The 26,421-nt window shown below is 39.6% G+C and carries 18 protein-coding genes; 10 read left to right on the forward strand and 8 right to left on the reverse strand.

What is annotated here, in order from left to right; translation table 11 throughout:
- Positions 1-5: 5 nt before the first annotated feature.
- Positions 6-584 (reverse strand): DUF1684 domain-containing protein, encoded by a 579-nt coding sequence (locus EGI31_RS15780; protein WP_255038117.1) that lies wholly within the window; start codon positions 582-584, stop codon positions 6-8.
- Between the two features lie 93 nt (positions 585-677).
- On the opposite strand from EGI31_RS15780, the gene EGI31_RS15785 reads away from it, so the two are divergent.
- The 3 genes from EGI31_RS15785 to EGI31_RS15795 all read left to right on the forward strand — a co-directional run bounded on the left by EGI31_RS15785 (position 678) and on the right by EGI31_RS15795 (position 2,514).
- Positions 678-1,277, forward strand: a complete 600-nt coding sequence (locus tag EGI31_RS15785; protein WP_255038118.1) for a riboflavin synthase — start codon at positions 678-680, stop codon at positions 1,275-1,277.
- A gap of 132 nt (positions 1,278-1,409) precedes the next feature.
- Positions 1,410-2,192 carry a PASTA domain-containing protein gene (locus EGI31_RS15790; RefSeq protein WP_255038119.1) on the forward strand — a complete coding sequence of 261 codons (783 nt, stop codon included), beginning with the start codon at positions 1,410-1,412 and terminating at the stop codon, positions 2,190-2,192.
- Positions 2,193-2,205: 13 nt separating this feature from the next.
- Complete coding sequence (locus tag EGI31_RS15795) at positions 2,206-2,514, forward strand: rhodanese-like domain-containing protein (protein WP_255038120.1); 309 nt, start codon at positions 2,206-2,208, stop codon at positions 2,512-2,514.
- 69 nt (positions 2,515-2,583) lie between these two features.
- Here the strand turns inward: EGI31_RS15795 and nhaA are convergent, their stop codons facing one another.
- The 5 genes from nhaA to EGI31_RS15820 all read right to left on the reverse strand — a co-directional run bounded on the left by nhaA (position 2,584) and on the right by EGI31_RS15820 (position 7,999).
- Complete coding sequence (gene nhaA / locus EGI31_RS15800; RefSeq protein WP_255038121.1) at positions 2,584-3,735, reverse strand: Na+/H+ antiporter NhaA; 1,152 nt, start codon at positions 3,733-3,735, stop codon at positions 2,584-2,586.
- Positions 3,736-3,805: 70 nt separating this feature from the next.
- The gene (gene dtd / locus EGI31_RS15805; RefSeq protein ID WP_255038122.1) at positions 3,806-4,258 is read right to left on the reverse strand and encodes a D-aminoacyl-tRNA deacylase; all 453 of its coding nucleotides are present in this window, start codon (positions 4,256-4,258) and stop codon (positions 3,806-3,808) included.
- Between the two features lies 1 nt (position 4,259).
- Complete coding sequence (gene mgtE / locus EGI31_RS15810; protein ID WP_255038123.1) at positions 4,260-5,618, reverse strand: magnesium transporter; 1,359 nt, start codon at positions 5,616-5,618, stop codon at positions 4,260-4,262.
- 108 nt (positions 5,619-5,726) lie between these two features.
- On the reverse strand, positions 5,727-6,935 hold the full coding sequence (locus EGI31_RS15815) for a multiheme c-type cytochrome (RefSeq protein ID WP_255038124.1): 1,209 nt from the start codon (positions 6,933-6,935) through the stop codon (positions 5,727-5,729).
- 59 nt (positions 6,936-6,994) lie between these two features.
- Entirely contained in the window at positions 6,995-7,999 is a 1,005-nt protein-coding gene (locus EGI31_RS15820; RefSeq protein WP_255038125.1) for a LacI family DNA-binding transcriptional regulator, read from the reverse strand.
- A gap of 484 nt (positions 8,000-8,483) precedes the next feature.
- On the opposite strand from EGI31_RS15820, the gene EGI31_RS15825 reads away from it, so the two are divergent.
- The 7 genes from EGI31_RS15825 (at position 8,484) to EGI31_RS15855 (ending at position 21,487) form a co-directional block, all read left to right on the forward strand.
- On the forward strand, positions 8,484-11,600 hold the full coding sequence (locus tag EGI31_RS15825; protein WP_255038173.1) for a SusC/RagA family TonB-linked outer membrane protein: 3,117 nt from the start codon (positions 8,484-8,486) through the stop codon (positions 11,598-11,600).
- A 5-nt stretch (positions 11,601-11,605) separates the two neighbouring features.
- Positions 11,606-13,462, forward strand: a complete 1,857-nt coding sequence (locus EGI31_RS15830; RefSeq protein ID WP_255038126.1) for a RagB/SusD family nutrient uptake outer membrane protein — start codon at positions 11,606-11,608, stop codon at positions 13,460-13,462.
- 278 nt (positions 13,463-13,740) lie between these two features.
- Positions 13,741-17,055, forward strand: a complete 3,315-nt coding sequence (locus tag EGI31_RS15835) for a VCBS repeat-containing protein (protein WP_255038127.1) — start codon at positions 13,741-13,743, stop codon at positions 17,053-17,055.
- 178 nt (positions 17,056-17,233) lie between these two features.
- Positions 17,234-18,913, forward strand: a complete 1,680-nt coding sequence (locus tag EGI31_RS15840; protein WP_255038128.1) for an N-acyl-D-amino-acid deacylase family protein — start codon at positions 17,234-17,236, stop codon at positions 18,911-18,913.
- 317 nt (positions 18,914-19,230) lie between these two features.
- The gene (locus EGI31_RS15845; protein ID WP_255038129.1) at positions 19,231-20,190 is read left to right on the forward strand and encodes an NAD(P)-dependent alcohol dehydrogenase; all 960 of its coding nucleotides are present in this window, start codon (positions 19,231-19,233) and stop codon (positions 20,188-20,190) included.
- Between the two features lie 36 nt (positions 20,191-20,226).
- Complete coding sequence (locus EGI31_RS15850) at positions 20,227-20,442, forward strand: (4Fe-4S)-binding protein (protein ID WP_255038130.1); 216 nt, start codon at positions 20,227-20,229, stop codon at positions 20,440-20,442.
- Between the two features lie 73 nt (positions 20,443-20,515).
- Entirely contained in the window at positions 20,516-21,487 is a 972-nt protein-coding gene (locus EGI31_RS15855; RefSeq protein WP_255038131.1) for a glycoside hydrolase family 16 protein, read from the forward strand.
- 6 nt (positions 21,488-21,493) lie between these two features.
- On the opposite strand, the gene EGI31_RS15860 is transcribed toward EGI31_RS15855, so the two are convergent.
- Both EGI31_RS15860 and EGI31_RS15865 read right to left on the reverse strand, forming a co-directional pair.
- Positions 21,494-23,146 (reverse strand): hypothetical protein, encoded by a 1,653-nt coding sequence (locus EGI31_RS15860; protein WP_255038132.1) that lies wholly within the window; start codon positions 23,144-23,146, stop codon positions 21,494-21,496.
- A 27-nt stretch (positions 23,147-23,173) separates the two neighbouring features.
- A complete protein-coding gene (locus EGI31_RS15865) occupies positions 23,174-26,365 on the reverse strand; it encodes a beta strand repeat-containing protein (protein WP_255038133.1) in 3,192 nt (1,063 codons plus the stop codon).
- Between the last annotated feature and the right edge of the window lie 56 nt (positions 26,366-26,421).

A 26,421-nucleotide genomic window follows, 5' to 3' on the forward strand; every position in this document is an offset into this window, starting at 1 on the left:
TTAGTTTATTTGATGTAATTTTTCTCACCGACACTTACTTCGATATTTAAAAAGTTCTCTTTTGGAGGTATCGGGCAAATGTAAGATTCGGTGTAAGCACAGTAAAAATTCCTTGCTTTGTTGAAATCAATGATGATTTTGGAGCCGTCTAAATCCTCTTTAGGGATGTTTACATATCTACCTCCACCATAGGATTCCTTTCCGCAGGTTTTGTCTGTAAATGGCAGAAGATAATTGGTTTCCTCCTCAAAAATAAGAACTTTAAATTTCTGTCCATCTTTTTCAAAAATGGCCTCTCCCGCAAGTTTTGCACTTACTTTTGACGAATCCGTCATGTCCATGCTAAAGTCTAAATTGGCCTTCGAAGGCACAAAATCAGCCTCTACTATCCATTCTTCATTAGGTTCAAAAAAATCAAAAGTACCTTTTTCTTTTATGGGGCTGTCCTCCATATTTTCTAAATTCTCCTTGTATTTTTCAAACTCCTTGTGTGTTATGTCATGGTAATTGGGGGTTCCTGAAAGAGAATAAACGATTATGCCCAAAACACCCAAAACCGCCAATCCAATAATAAATTTATTCATGAACTTAAAAAATGATTATTTTTGTAAATCATAAAATTAGTAAAATTGACCAAACGGTAAAACTATTGGGTCGATTTAAATAACCAGAAATAGATGTTTACAGGAATAGTAGAGAGCAAAGCACAATTAGTAGAAATTAATCCAAATCAAAGCAATTTAAGTTTTGTATTTGAAAGTGACCTTACCAATGAGTTTAAAGTGGATCAAAGTGTGAGTCACAATGGAGTTTGCCTGACTATTGAAAAAATTGATGGTAAAAGGTATCAAGTAACCGCCATTGAAGAGACTTTAATAAAAACCAATTTGGGCAAGCTAAAAGTGGGCGATTCTGCAAACCTCGAAAGAAGCATGAAGGCCAATGCCAGATTTGACGGGCATATTGTACAGGGCCATGTGGATCAAATAGGTATTTGCAAAAAAATCACCGACCTGAATGGCAGCTGGCAAATAGATATTGAATACGACGGATCCGTTGGTAACATCACCGTTGAAAAAGGCTCTATCTGCCTCAATGGAATTAGTTTAACTGTTTTTAATTCGAAAGAAAATGGTTTTTCCGTGGCTATTATACCGTTTACTTGGACACACACCAACATGCACGCAATGAAAGAAGGCGATACAGTGAATCTCGAATTTGATATTGTGGGTAAATACTTGGCTAAACTTCACAAGCCGTTTATTGGGAAAATGTAACGAAGCGTTCAATATTCGATTCCCAAAAAAATCTACCAAATTGATGGATTAAATTGCCCTAGGACTAAAATACTTCATTTGGTTTTTCGTATAAAAACAAATTACTTTGTCTTTTGATATAAATTCTAAAAAATGCCCAAATACAGCACCAATACTAAAACTGACGTTTTAATACACTTGGCCATAATAGTTTCAATTATTTTGGTTCTATTCTTTGGTTTTTTCTTTGTGTACCTTCCTTGGAGCACAAACCACGGAGATGCGGTTAAAGTGCCAAATTTGAAAGGTTTAAGTATGGATGCTGCAGAAGACCTACTCGACGATGCTGACCTCGACTATGAAATAAGCGACAGTGTCTTTGTTTCTGGTGCTGAGCCACTTAGTATCATTGCCAACTATCCAAAATCAGGAGCCAATGTAAAAACAGGGCGTAAAATATACCTCACCGTAGCCGCAGTTTCGGCCCCATTAGTTAAACTACCAAACATCATAGGTCGCTCAACCTCAAGTGCTCAGAACCAATTGCTTAGCTCAGGTTTGCTTTTTGCAGGAGAAGAAAAAATTGCGGCTTTGGAAGAGAATACCGTTTTGGCTGTAAAAATAAATGGTAGAGAAATACAACAAGGTGACGAAATACCGAAGGGTTCAAAAATAACATTTGTGGTGGGTGATGGATACGGCAATCAACGTATCGATGTGCCGAATGTAGTTGGGATGGCCCAAGATGAGGCCGATATTTTATTGACTGGTTTGGGTTTGTCTATTGGAAATGTGACCTTTGAGGCTTCTGACAAACCAGCTGGAACAGTAATAAAGCAACAACCATCATCTGGTGTTGACGAAAAAATAAAAATAGGATCACCAGTGAATATTTGGGTATCTGGTGATGCTCCTGACAATACTATTGACAATTAAAAAAGAAAATAAAATGAGCGAAAATTTTGATATTTCGGTTGACCAATTGCGTGAAATGATTGAAAGCGGTGAGCCCTTCAATCTGATAGACGTAAGAAATCCGGACGAATATGAAGAGGATAACTTGGGTGGTATTTTGATTCCTTTGGGTGACCTACCCGATAGCCTAGACCAGCTTGAAGCCATGAAAGGACAGGATATTTATATTCATTGCAGAAGCGGTGCAAGAAGCGACAGAGCGAAGCATTTCCTAATCTCAGAAGGTTTCGAAAAGGTACACAATGTATTGGGCGGAATTATGTCTTACAGAGCATCGGAGTAAGTCTGGGTTGAGTGGGCCAAAATTATTATATCGTATTTAAAGAAATGCTTACCGCTTGGTGAGCATTTTTTATTGGACTTTAGGTGCATTTGGTTTTAAGACAATTTTTAAAGCCATGAAACCTATCAAACCTGCCAAGAGTGATGAAATCAGAATTACCAGTTTGGAATTATTAATGAAGGCTTCGTCATTAAATGCCAAAAGTGTAATAAAAATTGACATCGTAAAGCCAATTCCTCCTAAAAAACCAACACCAACTATAGCCTTCCAATTCAATCCCTCAGGCAATTTGCAAATGCCAAAATTCACAGCAAAAAAGGTCATCAAAAATATCCCAAGTGGTTTACCGACAATAAGCCCTAGAGCTATTCCGAGGCTATAATTCTGGGTTAAAATTTGGCTTATATCACCACTTAACACCAAGGCCGTATTTGCCATGGCGAAAATCGGGAGAATAATAAAAGCGACTGGTTTGTGTAAAAAATGTTGCAAAATATAAGACGTCGACTTCTCGTCACCGTTGCCAAATGGTATGGCAAATGCCAACAAAACCCCTGTAATGGTTGCGTGTACCCCAGAGTTTAGCATAAAATACCACATAACAACTCCACCAAAAAGGTATGGAATTAAATTTCTCACTTTCAGACGATTAAAAATTAAAAGCAAAGCAAAAATACCCAACGCAGCGAAAAGGTTTGTCCAAAGAAGAGTTTTGGTATAAAAAATGGCGATGATGAGGATGGCTCCTAAATCATCTATAACGGCCAAGGCGGTTAGAAAAACTTTTAATGCAGCAGGGACTTTATTGCCAAGTAAAGACAGAATTCCTATCGCAAAGGCTATGTCCGTAGCCATAGGAATTCCCGCCCCTGATTGAGCAGCAGTACCGAGCGTAAACACTAAAAAAATACCAGCAGGAAAGAACATACCACCAATGGCTCCAAATATGGGAAACAAAGCATCCTTAATATTGGCAAGTTCACCTTGATAAATTTCTCGTTCTAGCTCAAGACCTATAAGGAGAAAGAAGATAGTCATTAGCCCATCATTAATCCAATGACCGATGCTATGACCGGCTAAATCGAAATGCCATAAATGTTGATAAGACTCTCCAAGGCTCGAATTAGCAATTAAAAGTGATACCGCAGTGCAACCTATAAGTATAAGACCACCAGACTTTTCACTCTCAAAAAAGTCTTGAAATAAATTGGTTAGTTTCATGAATTAGATTTTAAAAATAAGAAATAAAAAGAAAGTGAACCTCGTGATTATTTCACTATTGCAAGTATTCTCATTTACGATTCTGTGAATCGATAATTATGGTTACAGGACCATCGTTTTCAATGGAAACTTTCATATGTGCACCAAAAACACCAGTTTCTATTCGTTTCCCGAGTCCTTCGCTCAGGAGCTCAATCATTTTTTCGTAAAGCGGAATGGCCTGGTCAGGTCGAGCAGCCTCAATAAACGATGGTCTGTTGCCTTTTTTGGTAGAAGCGTGTAAGGTAAACTGTGAAATCAAAAGAATATTCCCACCAATATCAGCTAGGTCTTTGTTCATTTTCCCCTCTTCATCTCCAAAAACTCTGAGGCCCAATATCTTTTTGGACAACCAGTCCACATCCTCGTTGGTATCTGCCAAACAAACACCTAGTAAAATCACAAAGCCATCTTTTATTTGACCATTGACAAGACCATCAATCACAACAGATGACGACGTAACTCTTTGAATAACAGCTATCATACTAATTTAAACTCAATAAATAATAGGCAATCAGAAAATAGGTTCCGATACCGATGAGGTCATTGGCGGTAGTGATAAATGGTCCCGAAGCCATGGCTGGATTTATACCAATTTTATCTAAAATCAATGGAGTAATAGTTCCCATAAAAGAAGCCAATATAACTACTGCGAACAAAGAGGTACAAACTACCCAGAATAACTCGGGCTCACCAATAGCATATACATAAATGCCGGTAACTACGCCCACTACCAAGCCGTTGATCAAGGCCACCCTTATCACTTTTGAGAGTCTTTCCCATAGCCCGATACTAATACCTGATTTTTCTGCCAATGACTGTACAATGAGCGAGGATGTCTGAATGCCCACGTTGCCACCCGTAGAACCCATTATAGGTATAAACATGGCCAGTGCCGAAACTCTAGCCAAGGTATCTTCAAACTGACGAATAACAGATGCGGCCAATAAACTTCCAAAAACACCGACTACCAACCAAGGTATACGTGCCTTTGCCAAATGCCAAACCGAGTCATCTTCTTCGGCTTCTCCGGTAATACCCGCCATTACTTGAATATCCTCTTCGGCTTTTTCGGTTATAAAGTCAATGACGTCGTCGATGGTGATAACTCCCAAAAGTCTTCCCAATGAATTTACAACTGGAATAGCCTCCAAGTCATATTTCTGCATGATTTGTGCGACTTCATCTCCACTTTGAGTGGTATCCACAAACACTATTTCGTCCTCCAGGATATTTTCTATTTTGGTATTTTTTCTCGCTAAAACTATCTGCTTAAGAGATACAATACCCTTCAGTTTTTGTTCAGAGTCAACTACATATACGGCATATACCTTATCTACATTTTCGGCTTGCAGACGAATTTCCTCTACACACTCGCTCACCGTTTGATTGGTAAATACCTTCACCAACTCTTTCTGCATGAGTCCACCTGCCACGTCCTCTGGATAATGTAAAAGGTCTAGAATAAATCTGGCTTGCTCCCGATCTTCAAGCAAGGCTATGACCTTCTCTCTGACTTCAATGGGCTGCTCATTAAGCAAATCCACGGCATCATCAGAATCAAAAAGGTTTACGTATTTGGCAATTTCTTCTACTGTAAACTGCTCCTTTATGAATTTTTTTCGATCGTCTGATTCAATATTGGAGAGTACTTCGGCACCTTTTTCGGTGTCCAAAAGTGTAAATAATTGATGTGCTTTAGCTCCCTCCAATTCGTAAAGAATGGAAGATATATCGGCTGGAAATAGTTCGTCTAACTCTGAAAGCAGGAATGCAGAATTCTCCGAAGAAATGGCTTCTTCTATGCTATTGAGGTACTCTTTGGTTAAATCGAAAGTCGCCATTTCTTTAAAACTTTTTGATTGGCTGCAAATTTCGACAAATAATGCCTTTAAAGCAAAGGAATGAATTAATTAAGTGCGTATTTATCGATTAGATTTTGTGTTAATTAATCACTTCACTTCAAACTCGTATTTTTTATCATAAATTGTAATGTTAGTTGGGTATGATTTATCAATTTTATTGTACTTAACGGCTTCATCAGTCATTCTGTGTTTGGTGACTTTGGTTTCCAGCATATACTTTCCTTTAGTATTTAAGAATTGCTTAAAACTGTAGGACCTAGCTTCGCCTGGATTTAAATTATTGTCGCTCAATTTTTTAGCGACTGGATACCATTCCCAGGCCTCGCCTATTCTGCCTTGGGTTTTACTAATAATTTTCCCATCAGCATTTTTGAGAACCAGGTCTATCAACATAAACCGCTCAGGGTCACCAGAAGGCACACGATGACCGGCATGCTCATTTTTCAGCGTCAGACTAAACTTTAGAGAATCGGATAGTTTGTAGTTCTTTTTGACATTGGTAGTATAAAATTCCAAACTTTTTAACATGGCTGGCTTTAGCGTATCATGCTTAGGAATTCCCGAAGCTGGAAAATTATGAAAATGGCTTTTCTTGGCAGGGAAACCTTCCATCAAGGAGCGATGTGTCTCTGGCATGTGGCAACTGATACAGTTTTTCTTCCCATAAAATGGTCCAGCTTTCCATTCGTCTCCAGTCTGAAAAGTACAGGCCAAAGTTGGCGTTACAACCGCATTGGCGTTATGGCATGAAATGCAAAGCGTTTCAGACAAGTGAATTGGGTCTTTTTTTACAGGATGGGGAGCCAAAGTACTTCCGGTTGTACCAATAATCACATTATTTCTGACATGGCAGCTCGCACAATTGATCCCTTCCTTCTGTAGTTCTTTATCAAACAAAGGATTCTTCTCTTTTACCGGTTTATAAATATCACCATTTATCAGACCTTTTATGATAAATTCCTGCTGGTTTTGTAATGGCACGTGGCAGTTGATGCACATGAAAGGGCTGGATTCTTTCTTCAACTCAGCCTGAAACTGCTGATCAACCCAAGCTTGGGCATGTGTCGAGGTTTTCCATTCGGCATAATATTCTTTGTGACAAGTGCCACAATCTTCCGATTTTAAGGAGACCAACCCATGGGGCACTTTTTGATTCGGGATTGCCTTTTCCCATGAATTGCTCAATGGTGTAATGACTTCAGGCTCGCCAAAAACCTTTTTTTTGTCCAATACAAAATATACGGCAGCAGCAAAAACCAAGGTAGCCAAGACCAAAAGGCCATATTTTTTTATCATTTTTTGTCCAGTCTTTGATATTTTGGCAATATACGAAAAGTAGAACCGCACTTATGTGACTAATGTACCACTAGTTTTGTTTCGATTACTTTTTCTCTGTAATCGTCTATCCCAATTTTTTCGTCTATGATGTCCAGCAAAAGCCTGGCGGCCTCTATTCCTGTTTTATTTGGAAATTGCTCTACTGATGCCAACGGTGGGTTATTCATGAGCGAAGTTATTTGCAAATTTCCGAAACTAACAAACTTAATCTCGTCGTTTGGTCGAATACCACGTTTTTTGCATACCAACATAGCATACAAAGCCACGTAATCGTTAAATGAAAATACCGCATCAGGCACCTCGTCTTGGTCGAGTAAGGTTTCCATTGCAGACATTACACTTACTTTCTTAAGATCACATGACTTAATAAATTTCGGGCTGCTCCTGATACCATTCTCCTGTAAACCAAGCAGATACCCATTTAGTCTTTCGTCAGAGGCATCTAAATTGGAGGGTCCGTTGATGAGTGCTATTTTACGGCAATTTAGACTTTTAAGATAGCTAATAACATCCACTGCTCCCTTTTGAATATCGCATTTTATCCGATGTGCTTGATATGACCGTGGCACCCTATCAAAGAAAACCACTGGAATTCCAAAGTCCTCCACTTTTTTGAAATTTACATAATTGTTGGTATTTGCAGCCAAAGAAACCAATAAGCCGTCCACCCTATATTTGAGCATTAGCTCTAAGGCTTTGTCTTGTCGGTTCATGTCATCTCTTGTTTGAAAAACAAAAACTTGGTAGCCCAGCCTTTCAAAAAAGTCCTCGACGGCGTCAATAACCTTACAAAAATATTCTTCTTCCAATGCCGGAACGAGAATCCCAATCACAAACATTTTTTTGCCTTTCAAAAACATTGAAGCCGGATTGGGAACATACTGAAGTTCTTTCGCTTTTTGTATAACCAATTCTCTGGTTTTTAGACCAATCTTCGGGTTATTTTGCAAAGCCCTGGACACCGTAGAGATTGATATACTGAGTGCTTCGGCTATAATCTTAATATTGATTCCACTCTTCATCTCTTTTTATTTTTTAATGGGATAGTTGATTTATGTCAATTCACAGCATTGAGTTAAACTTGTCATCGATAAAATTAATAAAAAAATTGTGCAAACATTTGCATTTCAATAAAAATACTAAAAAAACATCCTTTAAGGCACAAAAACACATTTTTTATTATTTCATGATTTAATATAATTTTTTTAAGCAAATCCAAACCTCATATTTTTTGTAATTTTGACTATTGACCTTAATAGATTAAACTATCGCATCGCATCCCAGAAAAAAAATCGCCCAGTTTTAAAACCTAAAACTGGCATTCTGCTGCACTGTCTAGCCAAATATTACGGTTCCATTATTCATTTTTACAACCATTTAAATCATTCGTCTATGATGATGAAACAATTACTCAAAAAAAACGGAGTGCTTTCTATCCCTTGGGAAATTGGTAAAGGCATTTCCAAAATCACTTTATGTTTGCTTCTTGTTGCTTTCATGAGTTCGATGGCTTACGCCAAAGAAATCAAAGGAAAAGTAACCGACGAAACAGGTTCAGGCCTACCAGGTGTTACGGTTACAGAAAAAGGTACCATGAATGGGGCAATTACTGACGTCAATGGTCAGTTCTCGGTAAATGTCAAAGGCGATGCAGCTATTTTGGTGTTTTCGTTTGTGGGTTATGCCGGCCTTGAAGAGGTCGTAGGCAGTCGTTCGATTATCAATGTTACGCTAACTCCAGACGTAAGTAGCCTCAACGAGGTTGTGGTAGTGGGTTATGGTACTCAGAAAAAAGAAACCATAACGGGATCTGTGGCATCGGTAAAAGGGTCGGAATTGGTGAAATCACCAGTTGTAAACCTTAGTAACTCTATCGCTGGTCGTATGGCGGGTGTGGTAGCGGTAAACCGAAGTGGTGAGCCAGGTGCAGACGGTTCAGCTATCAGAATTCGTGGTTCTAACACATTGAACAACGGAGATGCATTGATAGTAGTGGATGGTATACCCAACAGAGCGGGTGGTTTGGATCGTATCAACCCTAATGACATTGAAAGTGTGTCGGTTCTGAAAGATGCTTCTGCTGCCATTTATGGATCTAGAGCTGCAAACGGTGTAATCTTGATTACAACCAAAAGAGGTAAAACTGGAAAACCGCAGTTGTCATATTCTGCCAACCAAGGTTATTCGCAGCCAACGGTTATTCCTAAGTTGACTAATGCTGCTCAATATGTGAGCATGTTAAACGACCTGGATATATACGGTTTACCAACAACAGAGTGGGCAGCAGCCAACACGGCCTACAAAAGTACAGGTACTTATACGCGTCCGGATGGAACAACAAGAAAGGCCCCATTCTCGCCTACAGATATTCAAAAATACTCTGATGGTTCAGACCCTTGGTTATATCCAAATACAGACTGGTATGATGCTACTCTGAAAAACTGGTCTCCTCAAACCCAGCATAACTTGCAGATTTCAGGGGGAACAGATGCCGTAAAATATTTAGCTTCATTGGGTTACCAAAACCAAGATGGTTTCTACAAAAACTCTGCTACTGGATATCAGCAGTATGATATACGTTTGAACCTAGATGCTAAGATTAACAAATATGTGGATATCAACGTAGGCTTGTTGGGTAGAGAAGAAGCTAGAAATTATCCAACAAGAAGTGCGGGTGCAATTTTCAGAATGCAAATGAGAGGTAAGCCTCAACAACAAGCATTTTGGCCAAACGGATTGCCTGGGCCAGATATCGAAAACGGTGAGAATCCTGTAGTAATCACTACGGATCTTTCGGGATATGATAGACAAAAACAAGACTATATCCAAACTAATGGATCAATTAACGTTAAAATTCCATGGATCGAAGGTCTTAAATGGACTGGAACAGCTGCAGTAGATAAGAGATTGGGAACAAGAAAATTATGGCAAATTCCATGGACACTATACCAACAAGGTTCAGGTTTTGAGGCGGACGGAACAACACCAAAACTAGTTGCTAGTAAAAGAGGCCCGGCTGAACCCAATTTGAATCAAAGCTATGATGATCAACTGAACATTCTTTTGGGAAGTGTATTCTCTTATGAAAAACAAATTGGTGTTCATGGCTTAACAGCTTTGGCTGGTATGAACCGTGAAACCATCGATGGAAACAACTTCAGTGCATTTAGAAGGTACTTTATATCACCTGCATTAGATCAAATGTTTGCTGGTGGTGATCTTGAAAGAACCAACAGTGGAGGTGGATTTGAAACAGCTCGTATCAACTATTTCGGTAGAATGGCCTACAACTACAAGGAAAAATACCTTGCTGAGTTCCTTTGGAGATATGACGGTTCTGACAGATTCCCTGCCAAAAGTCGTTATGGTTTCTTCCCTGGATTTATGGCAGGCTGGGTAGTATCGGAAGAAAGTTTCATGAAAAACCAAAATGTTTTCAGTTTCTTGAAATTGAGAGGATCATGGGGTCAATTGGGTAATGACCAAGTGAATTTACCTAATACCGGAAATGCCCTTACATTTGTACCTGGTACACCAGCTACATACCAATATCTTTCTACTTATGGTTTCAGAAGCTATATCTTAGGAGATGCCGAGCAAAAAACATTGTTTGAAACACGTCTTCCGAACGAAAACATCACTTGGGAGGTGGCATCAAATTCAAACGTAGGTTTAGAAGGCCAAATGATGAACGGAAAAGTATTCTTCGAAATGGATTATTTCTCTAATTACCGTTCTAAAATTCTTTGGTTTAAAAATGCCTCAGTTCCTCAATCAACTGGTATCAGTTTACCTGCTCAAAATATTGGAGAGGTTTCAAACAGAGGTTTTGACTTTAACATTGGTTACAGAGGCGAAAAAGGTGATTTCAAATACAATTTCAGTGTAAACGGTGGTTATGCCAAGAACAGAATAGAATTCTGGGATGAGGCACCTGGTGCACCAGAATGGCAAAGAACGACAGGTAAGCCTATGAATACATTCCAAGCGTATTTGTACGATGGTGTATTCAAAGATCAAGCAGATATAGATGCTAGAACTGTGGATTATTCAGCCATTGTGAAAACTTTGAGACCAGGAGATATGAAATATCAAGACTATAATGGTGATGGAAAAATAACTCCTGACGACCAAGTAAGAACTGACAATACTACATTGCCTTTGTTCCAAGGTGGTATCAATTTGGGTGGTCAATACAAAAACTTTGATTTGACGATCTTGATTCAAGGTGCTGCAGGTGCAAAACAATATGTATCTGCAGGTGAGATGGGTAATATTGGTAACTATTTGTTGGATATGTACGAAAACCGTTGGACAATCGATAATCCATCAAGCGAACATCCTCGTATTGCCAACCGTTCTGACCAATACTATTCTAACGGAAATACCTATTGGTTGAGAAGCACAGATTATATCCGTTTGAAAAACTTCGAATTGGGTTATACTTTGCCTGAGGTTTTGACCAAAAAAATCGGATCAAGCATGGCCAGAGTTTACGTAAGTGGTATCAATGTATTCACTTTAGACAAATTGAAGGTTTTTGACCCTGAGACTATTAGTACTACAGGACAGTACTATCCTCAGTCAAGAGTAATGAACATGGGCTTGAATATTAAATTTTAATGAAAATGAAAATGTATAAAAAAATAATAATTTCACTCTTTACAGTTTCGTTTTTTGCCACTGGTTGCAACGATGACTTTGTAAATACAACTCCGCTCGACCAGCTTTCGCAAGAAGTGGTTTGGGGCGATGCTTCACTTGCAGAAGCTTTTGTTAGTGAGCTTTACGGTGGCCTTGGAGTAGGTGGTTTTAATGAGCAAATGTTGGCCTCACTTACTGATGAAGCCATCTTTACCCACCCAGGTCGTAACATCACTACGCACACAGAGGGTAGAATAAACCCTGCCGATCCAGGTTGGATTAACGGAACACTATCTTGGGTTAACATGTACCAAAGAATCAGAGCCACTAACTTGGCATTGGAAAACTTGGCCGCACCAAAGTTTACAAATACCAACAATATCGTTGATAGATTGATAGGAGAGTCGAAATTTATGAGAGCCTATTACTACCACCAGTTGTTGAGATATTATGGTGGCGTGCCGATTGTTGACAAAGCATTTTCATTGAATGACTCAGACTTTTTGGGGGCTAGAAATACCTACGAAGAATGTGTGAATTTCATCATCAAAGATTTGGATGATGCGGCAACGAAATTGGATGGTAAGTCTTTGCAAAAAGGTAGAGCTACTAAAGCTGCAGCTTTGGCTCTTAAATCTAGGGTGTTGATTTATGCTGCAAGTGATATGGCTGATATTCCTACTGCCAAAGCGAAATCAAAAGCATTGGCCTCTTACGCTACACCTCAATTGGTAGGTTATGTATCGGGTAGTCGTGCTGAGCGTTGGCAAAAAGCCAAAGCAGCCGCTAAAGCTGTTTTGGATCTTCCAGGCTTTGGATTCCAAACCAATCTTTCGGCACCAGTATCTGCTGAAACAGGTACTGCCAACTATATGAATCAGTCTCTTTCAATGAACGGTGGACAAGCTGAAATGATTTTCGGTAGATATTTTATCCCAACCAAAAACGAAGACGGCGGTAGAATTGGTTTATTTAATGGACCAAACGGCTATAACAACTGGGCTGGTAACACACCAATTCAGGAGCTTGTAGACGACTACGAAATGATGGATGGAAGTAAATTCGACTGGTCAAAACCAGAGCATGCTTCTAATCCTTATGCCAACAGAGACCCTAGAATGAAGGCTACTATCATGTACGAAGGTTCGCCATGGAAACCACGCTCTGCATCTGCTGCACCATTGGATCCAGCAAACCAAATTCAAACAGGTGAGTATGAAGTAAATCCAGGAGGGGTTAAGAAAACTCACTTTGGATTGGATACCCGCAAAAGTAGCATAGAAGACTGGAACGGAAGTTACACTGGATACTACATGCGTAAGTTTACAAACCCAAGTCCAGCTATTGTAGACCAAAACTCTTGGCAACAAATTCCTTGGCCATTCCTGAGATACACTGAAGCCATATTTAACTATGTGGAAGCTTGTATAGAATTGGGTGAAGAAACTGAGGCTAAGGCTTGGTTAAACAAAGTACGTTTCAGAGCGGGTATGCCAGCTATTACTGAAACCGGAACGGCACTTAGAGATCGCTATAGAAACGAGCGTAGAATAGAAATGGTATTCGAAGAGCAACGCTACCATGATGCTCGTCGTTGGATGATTCCGGCTCAAACATTGGGCCGTAAGGCAAGTATTATAAATGTAAAAGGCACACTAAAACCTGGAAAAACGGTAGCCATTTACAAATATGATCCCGAAAACTACAATTATTCTTACACCGTAGGAAAAATTGACCCGGGTAAAGAGAACCGTAACTGGGACGATAAAATTTATTTCCTACCGATTCATCGCGATGAAATCAATAGGAACAACAAATTGATTCAAAACCCTGGTTATTAATTTTTATTCAATCACTTGATGGAAACGGAAAACTATCCCTATTTTTGGGATAGTTTTTTTTTGAAAAGAACCGTAAAACTAAATCTTGATGGAATAGCATTTAACCGGATATTAGAACTCAGACTTCGTTCAAAAAATCGTACGCAAAAGACTTTGAGGAGAAGCTTTACAACAAAGGAGACAGAGGAATTTCACAAAGTTCCACAGAGCAATTCACTAAAAAAACTACATAATATTGATATTCAATAATTTAACCCCTTGTATTTGACCAATTAACCATGACCTTAAAATTCTTAAAATATACTTCAATAGTTATCATTTGTACATTGGCCTCATGTAAAAAAGATGGTGACGACCGTTCTGAACTCGAAGGTTCTCCCCTATTTACTTTATTGAGCAATGAGCAAACTAACCTGAGTTTCCAAAACAACTTAGAAGAAGGCCCGAATACTAACATCTTGATGTACGAGTACTTCTACAATGGAGCGGGAGTAAGTACTGCAGATTATAACAATGACGGGTTGCTGGATGTATATTTTGTATCGAACATGGGTGAGAATAAACTGTATCTCAACCGTGGAAAAATGCGTTTTGAGGATTACACCGTGGAATCAGGTGCCGGTGGAAGACCCGGACCTTGGAAAACGGGTGTTACTTCAGTCGATATTAATGCTGATGGCAAAATGGACATTTACTTGAGTTATTCAGGTAGTTTACCGGTCGAAAAACGAGTTAATCAATTGTTCATCAACAAAGGAAATGATGCCTCAGGAACGCCACTTTTTGAAGAGAAAGCGGCAGAATATGGCCTAGATCATGCTGGATACTGTAACCAAGCCTACTTTTTTGACTATGACAAAGACGGAGATTTGGATGCTTTAATGCTCAACCACAATCCTAAAAACTTACCGCTATTGAATGAAACAGGAACTGCGGCCATGCTGAAAATAGACAGCCCACAAATGGGCTTAAGGTTGTATAAAAACAATGGTGGCAAATTTCAAGATCAAACTCAAGCAGCCAAAATTAGTGGCTCTGAACTCAGTTATGGCCTTGGCTTAGGCATTTCAGACCTCAACAACGACGGATGGCCAGATTTTTATGTTTCTAACGACTACTCGGTACCTGATTACCTCTACATCAACAACAAAAACGGTACTTTCACCAATCAGCTATCCACTTCCATGGGCCATACGAGCCAGTTTTCTATGGGAAATGATATTGCGGACATCAACAACGATGGCCACAATGACATTTTCACGCTCGACATGTTGCCTGAAGACAATGCCCGTCAGAAATTGCTTTTGGCACCTGATAATTTCGCCAAATTTGAGCAAAACGTCCGTAGCGGTTTCTATTACCAATACATGCGAAACATGCTGCACCTCAACAACGGAAACGGCACTTTCTCCGAAATTGGACAATTGGCAGGTGTATCGAATACCGACTGGTCGTGGTCGGCACTTTTGGCCGATTATGACAACGACGGTTGGAAAGATCTGTTTGTGAGCAATGGCTACTTGAGAGACTACACCAACCTCGATTTCATCAAATACATGGAAAACTACGTGGCCATGAAAGGCCGTTTGCAGCGTGAGGATGTTTTAGAAATCATCAAACAAATGCCTGCCTCCAATGTATCCAACTATATTTTCAAGAACAAGGGCGATTTGACCTTTAAAAATGAAACCAAAAACTGGGGATTAGAACGAGCATCTAACTCTAACGGCTCAGTTTATGCCGATTTTGATAACGACGGCGATTTAGATTTGCTCATCAACAACATCAACCAACCCGTATTTTTATACCAAAACGAAGCCAATAACACTGCTAACTACCTCAAAGTTAACTTAAAAGGAAGTCAGCAAAATACTTTGGGTATTGGAGCCACCGTTCAGGTTTTCGAAAAAGGAAAAGTACAACAAAGCGAACAATATTTAAGTCGTGGCTATTTGTCTTCCGTTTCTCCAATGCTGCATTTTGGTTTGGGAAAATCCGTTGAAGTTGATTCTATCATTGTGACGTGGAACAGTGGTTTTTCTGAGAAAATAGGCAAAACCAAAGCCAACCAAACGGTGACTTTTAATGAGGAAAACGCCAAATTAAAACTCAACAGAAATGCTAAAACTCCAAGTCCAATTTTTAAAGAAGAGAGTTCAGGGATTGACTTTGTTCATCAAATAGAAAACGTTAATGACTTTGAGCGTCAATTACTTCTGCCGAGTCAACTTTCCTACTCAGGCCCATGCATGACCAAAGGCGATCTGAATGCCGATGGATTAGAAGACATTGCAATCGGGGGTGGTAAAAATCAGGCTACAGTCGTTTATTTTCAACAAAAAGGTGGGAAATTCCAGAAACAAAACATTGCAGTTTTTGAGAAAGATAAAGCATTCACCGATGCTGATATTGTGATTTTTGACGCCAATAATGATAAGAAGAATGATATTGCGATTGTAAGCGATGGTTACCATCAATTGGCCGAAAATGATAGTTTGTTGCAAGACCGATTGTATCTCAATCAAGGAAATAACTCTTTCACTCGTTCTGCTTTTCCGAAATTGGCGGGAAGCAAATCTTGCGTAAAAGTGAACGACATCAACAAGGATGGCTTTATGGATTTGTTTGTGGGTACGCATTTCACGCCTGGCAAATACCCGCAAAGTCCGGGGAGTTATTTGCTTATTAATAACAAAAAGGGTGGATTTACGGACCAAACCAAAGCTTACAGTCCAGAATTGGCCAATATCGGTATGGTTACAGATGCAGTCTGGGTGGATTTGAATGCTGACAAAACCAACGAACTAGTCATTGTTGGCGAGTTTGTACCGCTTACTGTACTCCAGTTAAAAGGCAAGACTTTTGAAAATACCACGGAAGATTATTTCGACCAAAAATATACTGGTTGGTGGAACAAAATAGCCATTGGAGATTTTAACCAAGACCAAAAACCAGATATTTTAATAGGTAACATTGGCCTCAATACGCAGTTTGGAGCCACCAAAGACCAACCTGTAGAAATGTATGCCAAAGATTTCGACAAAAACGGTTCTGTTGACCCCATTTTGTGCTATTACATTCAAGGCAAAAGCTACCCTTTTGTAACCCGAGACGAATTGCTCAATCAATTGCCTTACCTCAAGCCCAACTACACCAATTATGAGAGTTTTTCGAAGGTAATTATGACCGAAATATTCAAAAATGACGAACTCAATGATGCCCAACATTTGGAAGCCAACCACATGGCCACTACCCTATTTTTGAGTGGAAAGGATGGCAAATACCAAATGGGCAGCCTACCGATACAAGCCCAATACTCGTCGGTAAATAGCATATCCATAATAGATTATAACCAAGACGGCCACCAAGACTTGCTACTGACTGGCAACAACAGCTATGCCAAACTCCGCCTTGGAAAATTCGATGCCAACTACGGCACCCTACTCCAAGGCAACGGCAAAGGCGGTTTCACCTACATTCCTCAGACGCTTTCAGGCCTTAAAATTTGGGGTGATGTGTGGAGTTCTTTGGTGATTGATAACAAGGTTTTATTTGGGGTGAATGGTGGGAAGGTACTGGGGGTTGGGTGGTGAGTTTTACCAACCAAAGAGTACCTCCGAGTTTTGCACGGAGTTATCACAGCGTTTTTACTAAACTCACCTAATAAAACCCTTCGCGTCTTACCGTCTTTGCGGTAATAAAATGTGACATTCTCCTAAATATGAAATCGGAATACTTTTTTTAACTAATTTCATCCAAAAATAATCACCCATGAGATTAACCCTACTTGCCCTATCCTTACTTATAACCGCTATTTCCTGCCAAAAAAGCCCGAAATACGATACGATTATCAGAAATGGAATGGTGTACGATGGAAACGGAAAAGCACCTTTTAAGGCCGATATTGGTATCAAAAACGATACGATAGCGTTTATTGGGGATTTGTCGGGCGAGACAGCTAGTCTAAAAACCATTGACGCCAATGGCATGGCGGTGGCTCCGGGTTTCGTAAATATGCTCAGTTGGGCTACCGAGAGCTTAATTCAGGATGGCCGTTCAATGAGTGACATCATGCAAGGTGTTACGCTAGAAGTCATGGGCGAGGGCGATTCTATGGGTCCTTTGACAGATTCTATTAAAGTTTATGCCCAAAAATCTCAAGGTGATATAAAATACGACATCACTTGGAAAACCTTAGGTGGTTACCTGGATTTTCTCGAAAAACGAGGAGTTTCTACCAACGTTGCTTCATTTGTAGGTGCCTCCACCGTGAGGGCCATGGAGCTGGGCTACGCCAATCACAAACCAACCGCTGAGGAATTGGAACGAATGAAAGAACACGTAGAAACTGCCATGAAGGAGGGTGCCATGGGCTTGGCCTCGGCATTGATTTATACGCCAGGCACTTATGCAGAAACACAAGAATTGATAGAACTCTCTAAAGTGGTGTCCCAATATGAAGGTATGTACATTTCGCATCTGAGAAGCGAGGGCAATCAGCTTGAAAAAGCTGTTGATGAACTCATTAGCATTGCCAAAGCGGCCAATATCCATGCCGAAATTTATCACTTAAAAGCTGGCGGAAAGACCAATTGGCATAAAATAGACAAGGTAATCGCCAAAATAGACAGTGCCAGAAAAGCAGGATTAAACATCACTACCGACATGTACAACTACATAGCTGGAGCAACAGGACTCGATGCCGCCATGCCACCGTGGGTACAAGAGGGCGGTTTTGACCAATGGAGCAAGCGACTACAATCGCCCGCCACAAGGCAAAAAGTGGCCAAAGAAATGAGTACGCCCCAAGGAAATTGGGAAAATCTATGTTTGGCAGCAGGTCCTGACAAAACACTTTTGATAGGATTTAAAACCGATTCACTTCGGAAATACATCGGCAAAACACTGTCCGAAGTGGCCGCTATGAAAAAGAAAACCTGGCAAGAAACAACCATGGAATTGGTAGTTTCTGATGGTTCGAGGGTGGATGTGGTGTATTTTTTGATGAGCGAAGAGAATGTAAAAAAGCAAATCAAGTTGGCGTACATGAGTTTTTGTTCAGATGCCGGTTCGATGGCCCCTGAAGGTGTATTTCTGAAAGCAAGCCAACACCCGAGGGCTTACGGAAACTTCGCACGTTTACTCGGAAAATATGTGCGAGACGAAAAAGTTATCAGTCTAGAAGAAGCCATCAGAAAGCTGACATCGCTCCCATGCGATAATCTCAAAATCAGGAAGCGAGGTCGTTTGGTTGTTGGAAATTTTGCCGATATTGTAATCTTTGACCCAATGAAAATGCAAGACAAGGCCACTTTTGAGAAACCCCATCAACTTTCAGAAGGAATGATTCATGTTTTTGTCAATGGAACTCAAGTTGTAAAAAATGGCGAACATACGAATAAGAAGCCAGGTAAATTTGTCAAAGGGCCAGGGTGGAAAGAGAAAGTTTAAATATCAGTATATCTCATTAATTATCAATAACTTATAGTTATTAAATTATTCCACAAAGGTTCACAAAGGTTGCACTAAGCTATGCATGCATAATTAAAAGTTATATCGTTATTTTTGAAAGGAACTATGTGACTTTGTGCAACTTTGTGCCTTTTCTCTGTGAAACTTTGTGTAACAATTAGATAACGGAAAACACAAATAAAAAACTTCTCAACTTACATTTCAACCAAAAAACCTCATAAAACTCCTTTTAAAAAAATCAAAAATTAACACTTGAATTTTTCTTGATATTTGCCTAATAATTAAGTCAATAGGGCATGAAAGCAAGCGTTTACTACAAATACGGCAACTCTGAAGTCTTGGAAATCAAGGAAGTAGAAACACCCCAACCAAAGGCCGACGAAATATTGGTAAAAGTAAAGACAAGTACAGTAAACCGCACTGATTGTGCCATGCTGAAGGCCAAACCTTACATAATGAGGCTATTTACAGGCTTTTTTGCACCACGAAATCCTATTTTAGGGACAGATTTTGCGGGAATAGTTGAAGAAGTGGGTGAGGAAATCAAAGATTTCAAAATTGGGGATCGGGTATTTGGATTCAATGATATGGGTGTTAGTTCCCATGCTGAATATTTATGCATTTCGAAGAAAAAGGCATGGGCGAAGATACCTGAGAATGTTGGTTTTGAAAATGCAGCTGCAAGTCTTGAGGGAGCCCATTATGCCATCAATTTCATCAATAAAATAAAAATATATCCAAATCAAAAAGTTTTGGTTTATGGGGCATCGGGTGCTATTGGCTCTGCTATGGTGCAAATTTTGAAATCTTTGGATCTGAAAATTACGGCCGTAGGCAATTCAAAAAGCTTAGAAAAACTGCAACAAATGGGCTTAGAAAAAGTCCTGGATTATGAAAAAGAGGATTTTCGGAAAATGGACGAAAAATTTGACTTTGTCTTTGATGCTGTCGGTAAGTCATCCTTTTATCAAACTAAACACCTACTAAAATCAGAAGGCACTTATATCTCATCTGAGTTAGGATATATGGCACAAAATATTTTCTTACCGTTGCTTACCATTTTTTCTGGCAAAAAAGTCAAATTTCCCATTCCTTTGGACATCAATGCTTCTATTCAACTCATTTCCAAACTCATGAAAAACAATGATTTTGAGCCATTTATAGATAAAACCTATACACTGGACCAAATAAAAGAGGTCTTTGATTACGCAGATTCTGGCAAAAAAACAGGGAACTTGGTGATTTGTTTTCCTTGAAATAATCCGTAAATTGCTTCAAGAAAACTCAATAGAATGGATCCTAAAAATATCAAAAAAGAATATACCAACGGCGATATAACCGTGGTTTGGCAGTCGGCCATGTGCATTCACTCTGCCATGTGTGTTAAAAACCTACCCGAAGTTTTTCAGCCTAAAATCTCCCCTTGGGTAAAAATGGACGCTGCGAGCAGTCAAGAAATCTTGGAGGCCGTAAAAAAATGCCCCAGTGGAGCCTTGAGTATTAAATAAAACATCTTGTTTTTTTATTCGGACAAACAAACTGACTACAAGATAGTTACTACCTACAATTAACCTTAAATAGATGAAAACCAAAATTGGATTACTGGTATTGATAATCTTTACAATTGCTTGCGAAAAAGAAAACCAAGATTGCGTTAAAGCCACTTTTTATCAAGATTTGGATGGTGACGGTCTAGGAAATAAATCTGTAAGTCTCCAAGACTGTCAGCAACCGTCTGGGTATGTAAGTAATTCAAATGATACTGACGACACTCCAAAAACCACATCCGTAAGCGAAATTCCAACCAAAGGAAATACCTCTCCAGCTTCGTACCCTGGCATGCAACTCCTTTGGGCCGATGAGTTTGATGGAACGAGTTTGGACGAGAAAAAGTGGAATTATGAACTTGGAGATGGTTGCCCAAACTTATGTGGCTGGGGGAATAACGAACTCCAATTCTATAAAAAAGAAAATACTACTGTTAAAGAAGGTTATTTAATGATTGAAGCCAAAACCGAAACAGCGGGTTCTAAGTCATACTCTTCATCAAGACTAACCACCCAGAATAAGTTTAATTTCAAATATGGCAGAGTCGATATTAGAGCAGCTGTACCCAATACCAAAGGCTTGTGGTCAGCACTTTGGATGCTGGGAAAAAACTTCTCAACAGTTGGCTGGCCAAAATGTGGTGAAATAGATATCATGGAGGTAGTAGGTGGTTTCGAAACTGACAATACCGTTCTTGGAACAGTACACTGGGACAATAACAACACCCATGCCGAATATGGTGGCAAGTTGGCTGTCAACGGGTTTACCTTAAAAGAAGCCTTCCATGTGTATTCTATTGTTTGGGACGAGAAAAAAATCACATGGTATGTGGACAATGTACAATACCATGTGATAGACACTACCCCTTCGGGCCTAAGTGAGTTTCAGGAAGAATTTTTCCTAATATTCAATGTGGCAGTGGGTGGCAACCTAGCGGGTAACCCTGATAATTTCACCAAACTTCCGCAGAAAATGATTGTAGATTATGTGCGGGTGTTTCGGTGAGAACGCTTATCTCACCTCTTCTACCTTACTCAATCTTTTCTCCAATTGAATGATATACAAACTCATTTCTTCAATTTTCTCTAGAAGTTTTGAGGTCATTTCTGTATTATCAACTCCATTTTGAACAACTTCTTTTGCAGAAGGAATATTTGGCAAATGTTTATTCTTATTTACGAATTCATCCAGCTCTTTTATGCTCAGAAACTTATATCCTTTTTCGAAAACCTTGTCTGACCATTGAGCTTCGTTATCGTATTTCATTTTAAAATTAGAAACCCAAAATTCACCAGATTCACCAATTCCCATAAAATCGCGGTCGTTGATTTTCATACTTGGTGAATTGTAGGCCACTCGCATATTCACAACTCCTTTTACATCAAGCGGATACTGCGGATTATGCATGCCTATACCTACTTTAACGGCGTTGGCACCTACTCCTCCGAGCGTTAAAGCATTCGAAACCGTTACTTGTGCCTGGTAGCCAATAGCAGTGGAATTGGTCAAATTATTAACAACGGTAGTTGGTGCTGCATGGTTTGTCCCTGTCCAAGTACCTGATTGAGTTCCTACAAAGGTGCAATTTGAGTTAGTTGTGGAAGCTGAATGACCATTGGCATAGCCCCCAATCGAAATTGTAGATACTCCTGTGGTATTAAATTGGCCAGCTGCATAGCCCATAGATACGTTGAAATCTCCGACATTATTTACGCCCGTATAATTACCGATCAATACATTGTAGTTGGAATTTTTGGCTGTAGTACCAACACCATCATAACCAGAACTTACCCCAATCATGATGTTTTGATTACCTGTGCGATTATTTGCACCTGCCGCTTGACCTAAAAAGACATTACTTGCCCCTAAAGTATTATAAACCCCTGCACTTGCCCCAGCAAAGGTATTACAACAACTAGCCGTTGAATAGAATCCTGCATTTGACCCAAAAAAAGCATTTTCTGAACCTGCGGCGGTAGCACCCGTTGAATAGCCGGCATTAAACCCAAAAAAAGTATTTGCAACCCCAAGTGCTGTTGTGGCATTTCCCGAGCCAGTTCCTCCCATTGTATTGTTTGAATTAACAGTTCTGAAACTTGGATCACCACCACCTGAACCAGCAACATCAGGCACCAAAATGATATCGCCATTAGCATTTACACTTAGTGCTTTGCCATTGGTGGCTGTAGTAGTAGACGCCGAGGTTAGGTTTGCCAAACGAACACCATTATTGCCAATAGTAAGAGGTGTGCCTGGTGAGGTAGTAATGGGGTTTGGTAAAGCACCTAAAGAAGGAACCAATATTAAATTTCCAGAGGCGTCTACGCTCAAGGCCTTGCTGTTTGAAGCGGAAGTTGCCGAAGATGAATTTAGATTGGCTAGCTGAACTCCATTATTGCCAATGGTTAGTGGGGTTCCAGGGGATGTAGTAATTGGGTTTGGTAAAGCACCAAGGGCAGGCACTAGAATCACATTACCGCTTGCGTCTACGCTCAATGCCTTGCTATTGCTTGCTGATGTAGCTGAAGCAGAAGTAAAATTTGCTAGCTTCACCCCATTATTGCCAATAGTTAGCGGTGTTCCTGTTGGCGTAGTTATGGAGTTTTGAGCAAATACAGTATTAGACATTAAACTAATAATCAGTATTTTAAATAAATTTTTCATAGTATATTTTTTATTTGTTAATTATCGCTATTGATTTTTAATTTCTAAGGTTCCACCATTGAGATTAATTGTGCCTCCATTCATCTGCACGGTTTTTATATTATTGCCAGTGTTTGATATTGAAACGGTATGTGTGGAATTAATCTTGGCTATTTTTTTTGAAGTAGGAACTACTGGATTACTCGGAGTTATCCATGTGCTACCGACATTCCACAAGCCTGTGTTTATAGATTCAAAAATGGGCAAGAAACTGTTGTTGGCATTTGCACTTGCTAATGTAAAGAGACCAAAACTACTTATAGCCGCAGCCGAAACTATTTCGCCCGAAAGGTTCGTTCCTGTGGTACCGCCATTGCCTTTGTTTATCCAAGTATCTACTTCATAAGCAACTATCCTTAGATCAGCTGGAGAATCTACAATTCCACTTCTGGCAGTTTCCCAACCGAGGGAAACCAAAACGTTGCTTGTACCCACAGCTCTAACCAAAAGCCAAGTTTCATTGGTTGAAATATGATCAATACTTATTTCTTTTTGTATTGAATTTCCTACAGGTTGGTCAAAATAAAGTACCCTAAACTCATCGCTAACGTTAGATGGAGCCGAAATACCGATTTTGGCCAATTTACCACCTCCACCCACTGGGAAGCTAAATGCATCATCACCTCGCTTTATTACCTGGCCTACCACATAGCTAGCATCTGATGCTCCTGTATAACCGATATTATCCGGAAAAATCAGCTCTTTGGTCATAGATGCTACTATATATCCACTAGTAAAAGCAATGGTCGTACCTACCGTCAATGGACTGTTGAGAGTGAGCTTGCCTGCACCAATTTTTTCTAATTTAATGTTTGAAATGACTATGGCTTGAGTTCCCAACTGTTCCAATATTCCGTCAGCAGCCGACATAAATTTTGCACGGTTTATGGTTATTCCTCCTGTACTATTAAAGGTGATACCCTTACCGTACTCATTTTCTGAATTTGTGGCCACGTTGATATTTCCACCAATTTTGTGGTAGGTCACATTACCAAAATATTTATTGCCAACATTTGTACCTATGGCATCATTCATTTCATTTGAACCCGTGTTAGTAAAAATGACATCCCCTCCAATTTCATTGTTGGCAATACCTGTATTATAGCCTCCTCCGTAAGAGGCATCACTGGTTAAAAATAAATCTCCTGAAATTTTATTGTTGTAAAATTGGGCGTAACCATTGCCTCCATAATTCAGAACTGAAAGAGAATTGACCAGAAGTGTATCATTAAAGACATCAAAGGCCTGGGTATTAGAGATAGAGACGGTACCTCCAGCTGTTTGATTAACAAAACGATACAAACCAAACTGAGACAGTGCCACATTGGCGATGGTAATGTTTACCGTACCCGCGATTGCAGTTCTGTGGTTTGTCTGACCAAGTGACGAAAGACCTGATGTTGAATTATTAAAAGAGAAAGTCCCCGCAATGTTTGCTCCTTTTCCAAAAATAAAGCTAGAACCAGCAGCAGTTCTTGAAATACTGACATTTCCTCCATAAGTCGATCTTTCTTGATTTCCAATATTTAGAGGTCCCGATCCATTAGCGGTGTAACTTACATTTCCTCCAAAAGTATTCTGTCCGTTGGTTTCATTGGACTCAAAGAAGGCATTTGATCCATAAATGGTAAAGTTTGAATTTCCACCTATTTCGTTTCGCAAAATTCTAGTATCAAAGCCTCCAGTATAACTCGAATGGTCAGTGATTGTCAAATCTCCAGAGATTTTGTTATTACTTAAACTAGCATAATTTGCTCCTCTATAGCCAGTTAAAGAGAATGATGTAACCAATAAAGTGTCGTTTGAAACTGAAAACCCTAGGGTATTTTGAACAGAAATACTTCCACCTGGTGTGAGGTTTACGAAACGACTAAGGCTAAAAAACGAGGTTGCGGTGTTGTTGATATTGATATTTACCGTACCACTTATTGATGTTTTGCTACCCGACTGTCCTAATGTAGCACTACCTGAGGTCGTATTGGTGTAACTGAAATTTCCAGCAATTGACGAACCTTTTCCAAAAATCACTGTAAGTCCAGCCCCCGATCGGCTGATATTGACATTTCCGCCATAAGTGGATTTTTCTTGATTTCCGATATTTAAGGTGGCAATACCAGTGGCCGAATAGCTAACATTACCTCCAAAGGTGTTTTGAGAGTTGGTTTCGTTTGCCTCCAAAAAACTGTTCGTACCGTTAATGACAAATGTAGCGGTGCCACCTATGTCGTTACGTGAAACTTTGGTGTTATAACCACCAGTATAAGTCAAATCATCGATCAAGGTTAGATTGCCCGAAATTTTGTTATTACTAAATACCGCATAATTAGCTCCACGGTAGCCAGTTAGTGAAAAAGAACTAACCAACAGAGTATCGCTGGATACCGTAAAACCCAGTGTATTCTGAACTGAAATCACCCCACCAGGAGTCTGATTAATGATGCGGTTGAGCGGGTAAGCCGAGGTATTTAAATTATTAACAGTAATATCTATTTTACCGCCAATGGCAGTTCTATTCGCCGAATTTCCGATTGATAGTGAACCCGAAGTAAGGTTGGTATATGAAAAATTCCCAGTGACTAATCCTCCAGCGTTAAAAATGTTTGTGTTGCCAGCCACAGTTCGGTTAAAGGTCAAATTCCCGTTGTTCTCGGATTTTAGATTTTGAGCATATTGAAAGTCCATACTACCGTTGATATTGTAAGTTGTATGGCCAGTATAAATATTTTTGGTTCCACTTGTTCCTTCAAAAAAGGAATTGCTGTTTGATAAATCAAAGGTTATATTGTCTGTGACGGTGTTGCTATTGAAAGTGGTATTATAACCACCCGTGCCTGTATTTATTTCTAAAACTATATCGGTGCCAGCCAGCGTATTGTTAAGTATTGCCCCAGAAATATTATTGTAAACACCAATATTAGTAGTAATACTTAGTTTTTTTCCATTGAAATCTATGCTACTACCAGGCACCATAGTTATTCCGTTTATCGTGACATCAGTCTGCAAAACCGGATAGTTTGATAAAGCAGCAGGGATGGTTACGTTGCTGCCCGTGGTAGGAACAACATTAGGATTCCAATTGCCAGACACGTCCCAAGAAGTACTTAGAGCACCGGTCCAAGTTTGGGCGAAAGTGCTTAATTGAATAGTGAAAAGTAATAGACAGTAAATGTATTTCTTCATTTCATGGGTTGCTATTTTCTTGTATAAATATCTGACGTAAAATTATTTACTTGTAA

The sequence above is a fragment of the Lacihabitans soyangensis genome, assembly GCF_024343775.1.
Lineage (GTDB): Bacteria > Bacteroidota > Bacteroidia > Cytophagales > Spirosomataceae > Leadbetterella > Leadbetterella soyangensis.

Coding starts and splice junctions, on each gene's coding strand:
- EGI31_RS15840 (WP_255038128.1), top strand. CDS start 17,234: ATGAGATTAACCCTACTTGCCCTATCCTTACTTATAACCGCTATTTCC.
- EGI31_RS15850 (WP_255038130.1), top strand. CDS start 20,227: ATGGATCCTAAAAATATCAAAAAAGAATATACCAACGGCGATATAACC.
- mgtE (WP_255038123.1), bottom strand. CDS start 5,618: ATGGCGACTTTCGATTTAACCAAAGAGTACCTCAATAGCATAGAAGAA.
- EGI31_RS15820 (WP_255038125.1), bottom strand. CDS start 7,999: ATGAAGAGTGGAATCAATATTAAGATTATAGCCGAAGCACTCAGTATA.
- EGI31_RS15780 (WP_255038117.1), bottom strand. CDS start 584: ATGAATAAATTTATTATTGGATTGGCGGTTTTGGGTGTTTTGGGCATA.
- EGI31_RS15860 (WP_255038132.1), bottom strand. CDS start 23,146: ATGAAAAATTTATTTAAAATACTGATTATTAGTTTAATGTCTAATACT.
- EGI31_RS15830 (WP_255038126.1), top strand. CDS start 11,606: ATGAAAATGTATAAAAAAATAATAATTTCACTCTTTACAGTTTCGTTT.
- EGI31_RS15845 (WP_255038129.1), top strand. CDS start 19,231: ATGAAAGCAAGCGTTTACTACAAATACGGCAACTCTGAAGTCTTGGAA.
- EGI31_RS15865 (WP_255038133.1), bottom strand. CDS start 26,365: ATGAAGAAATACATTTACTGTCTATTACTTTTCACTATTCAATTAAGC.
- EGI31_RS15790 (WP_255038119.1), top strand. CDS start 1,410: ATGCCCAAATACAGCACCAATACTAAAACTGACGTTTTAATACACTTG.
- EGI31_RS15855 (WP_255038131.1), top strand. CDS start 20,516: ATGAAAACCAAAATTGGATTACTGGTATTGATAATCTTTACAATTGCT.
- dtd (WP_255038122.1), bottom strand. CDS start 4,258: ATGATAGCTGTTATTCAAAGAGTTACGTCGTCATCTGTTGTGATTGAT.
- EGI31_RS15795 (WP_255038120.1), top strand. CDS start 2,206: ATGAGCGAAAATTTTGATATTTCGGTTGACCAATTGCGTGAAATGATT.
- EGI31_RS15785 (WP_255038118.1), top strand. CDS start 678: ATGTTTACAGGAATAGTAGAGAGCAAAGCACAATTAGTAGAAATTAAT.
- nhaA (WP_255038121.1), bottom strand. CDS start 3,735: ATGAAACTAACCAATTTATTTCAAGACTTTTTTGAGAGTGAAAAGTCT.
- EGI31_RS15835 (WP_255038127.1), top strand. CDS start 13,741: ATGACCTTAAAATTCTTAAAATATACTTCAATAGTTATCATTTGTACA.
- EGI31_RS15815 (WP_255038124.1), bottom strand. CDS start 6,935: ATGATAAAAAAATATGGCCTTTTGGTCTTGGCTACCTTGGTTTTTGCT.
- EGI31_RS15825 (WP_255038173.1), top strand. CDS start 8,484: ATGGCTTACGCCAAAGAAATCAAAGGAAAAGTAACCGACGAAACAGGT.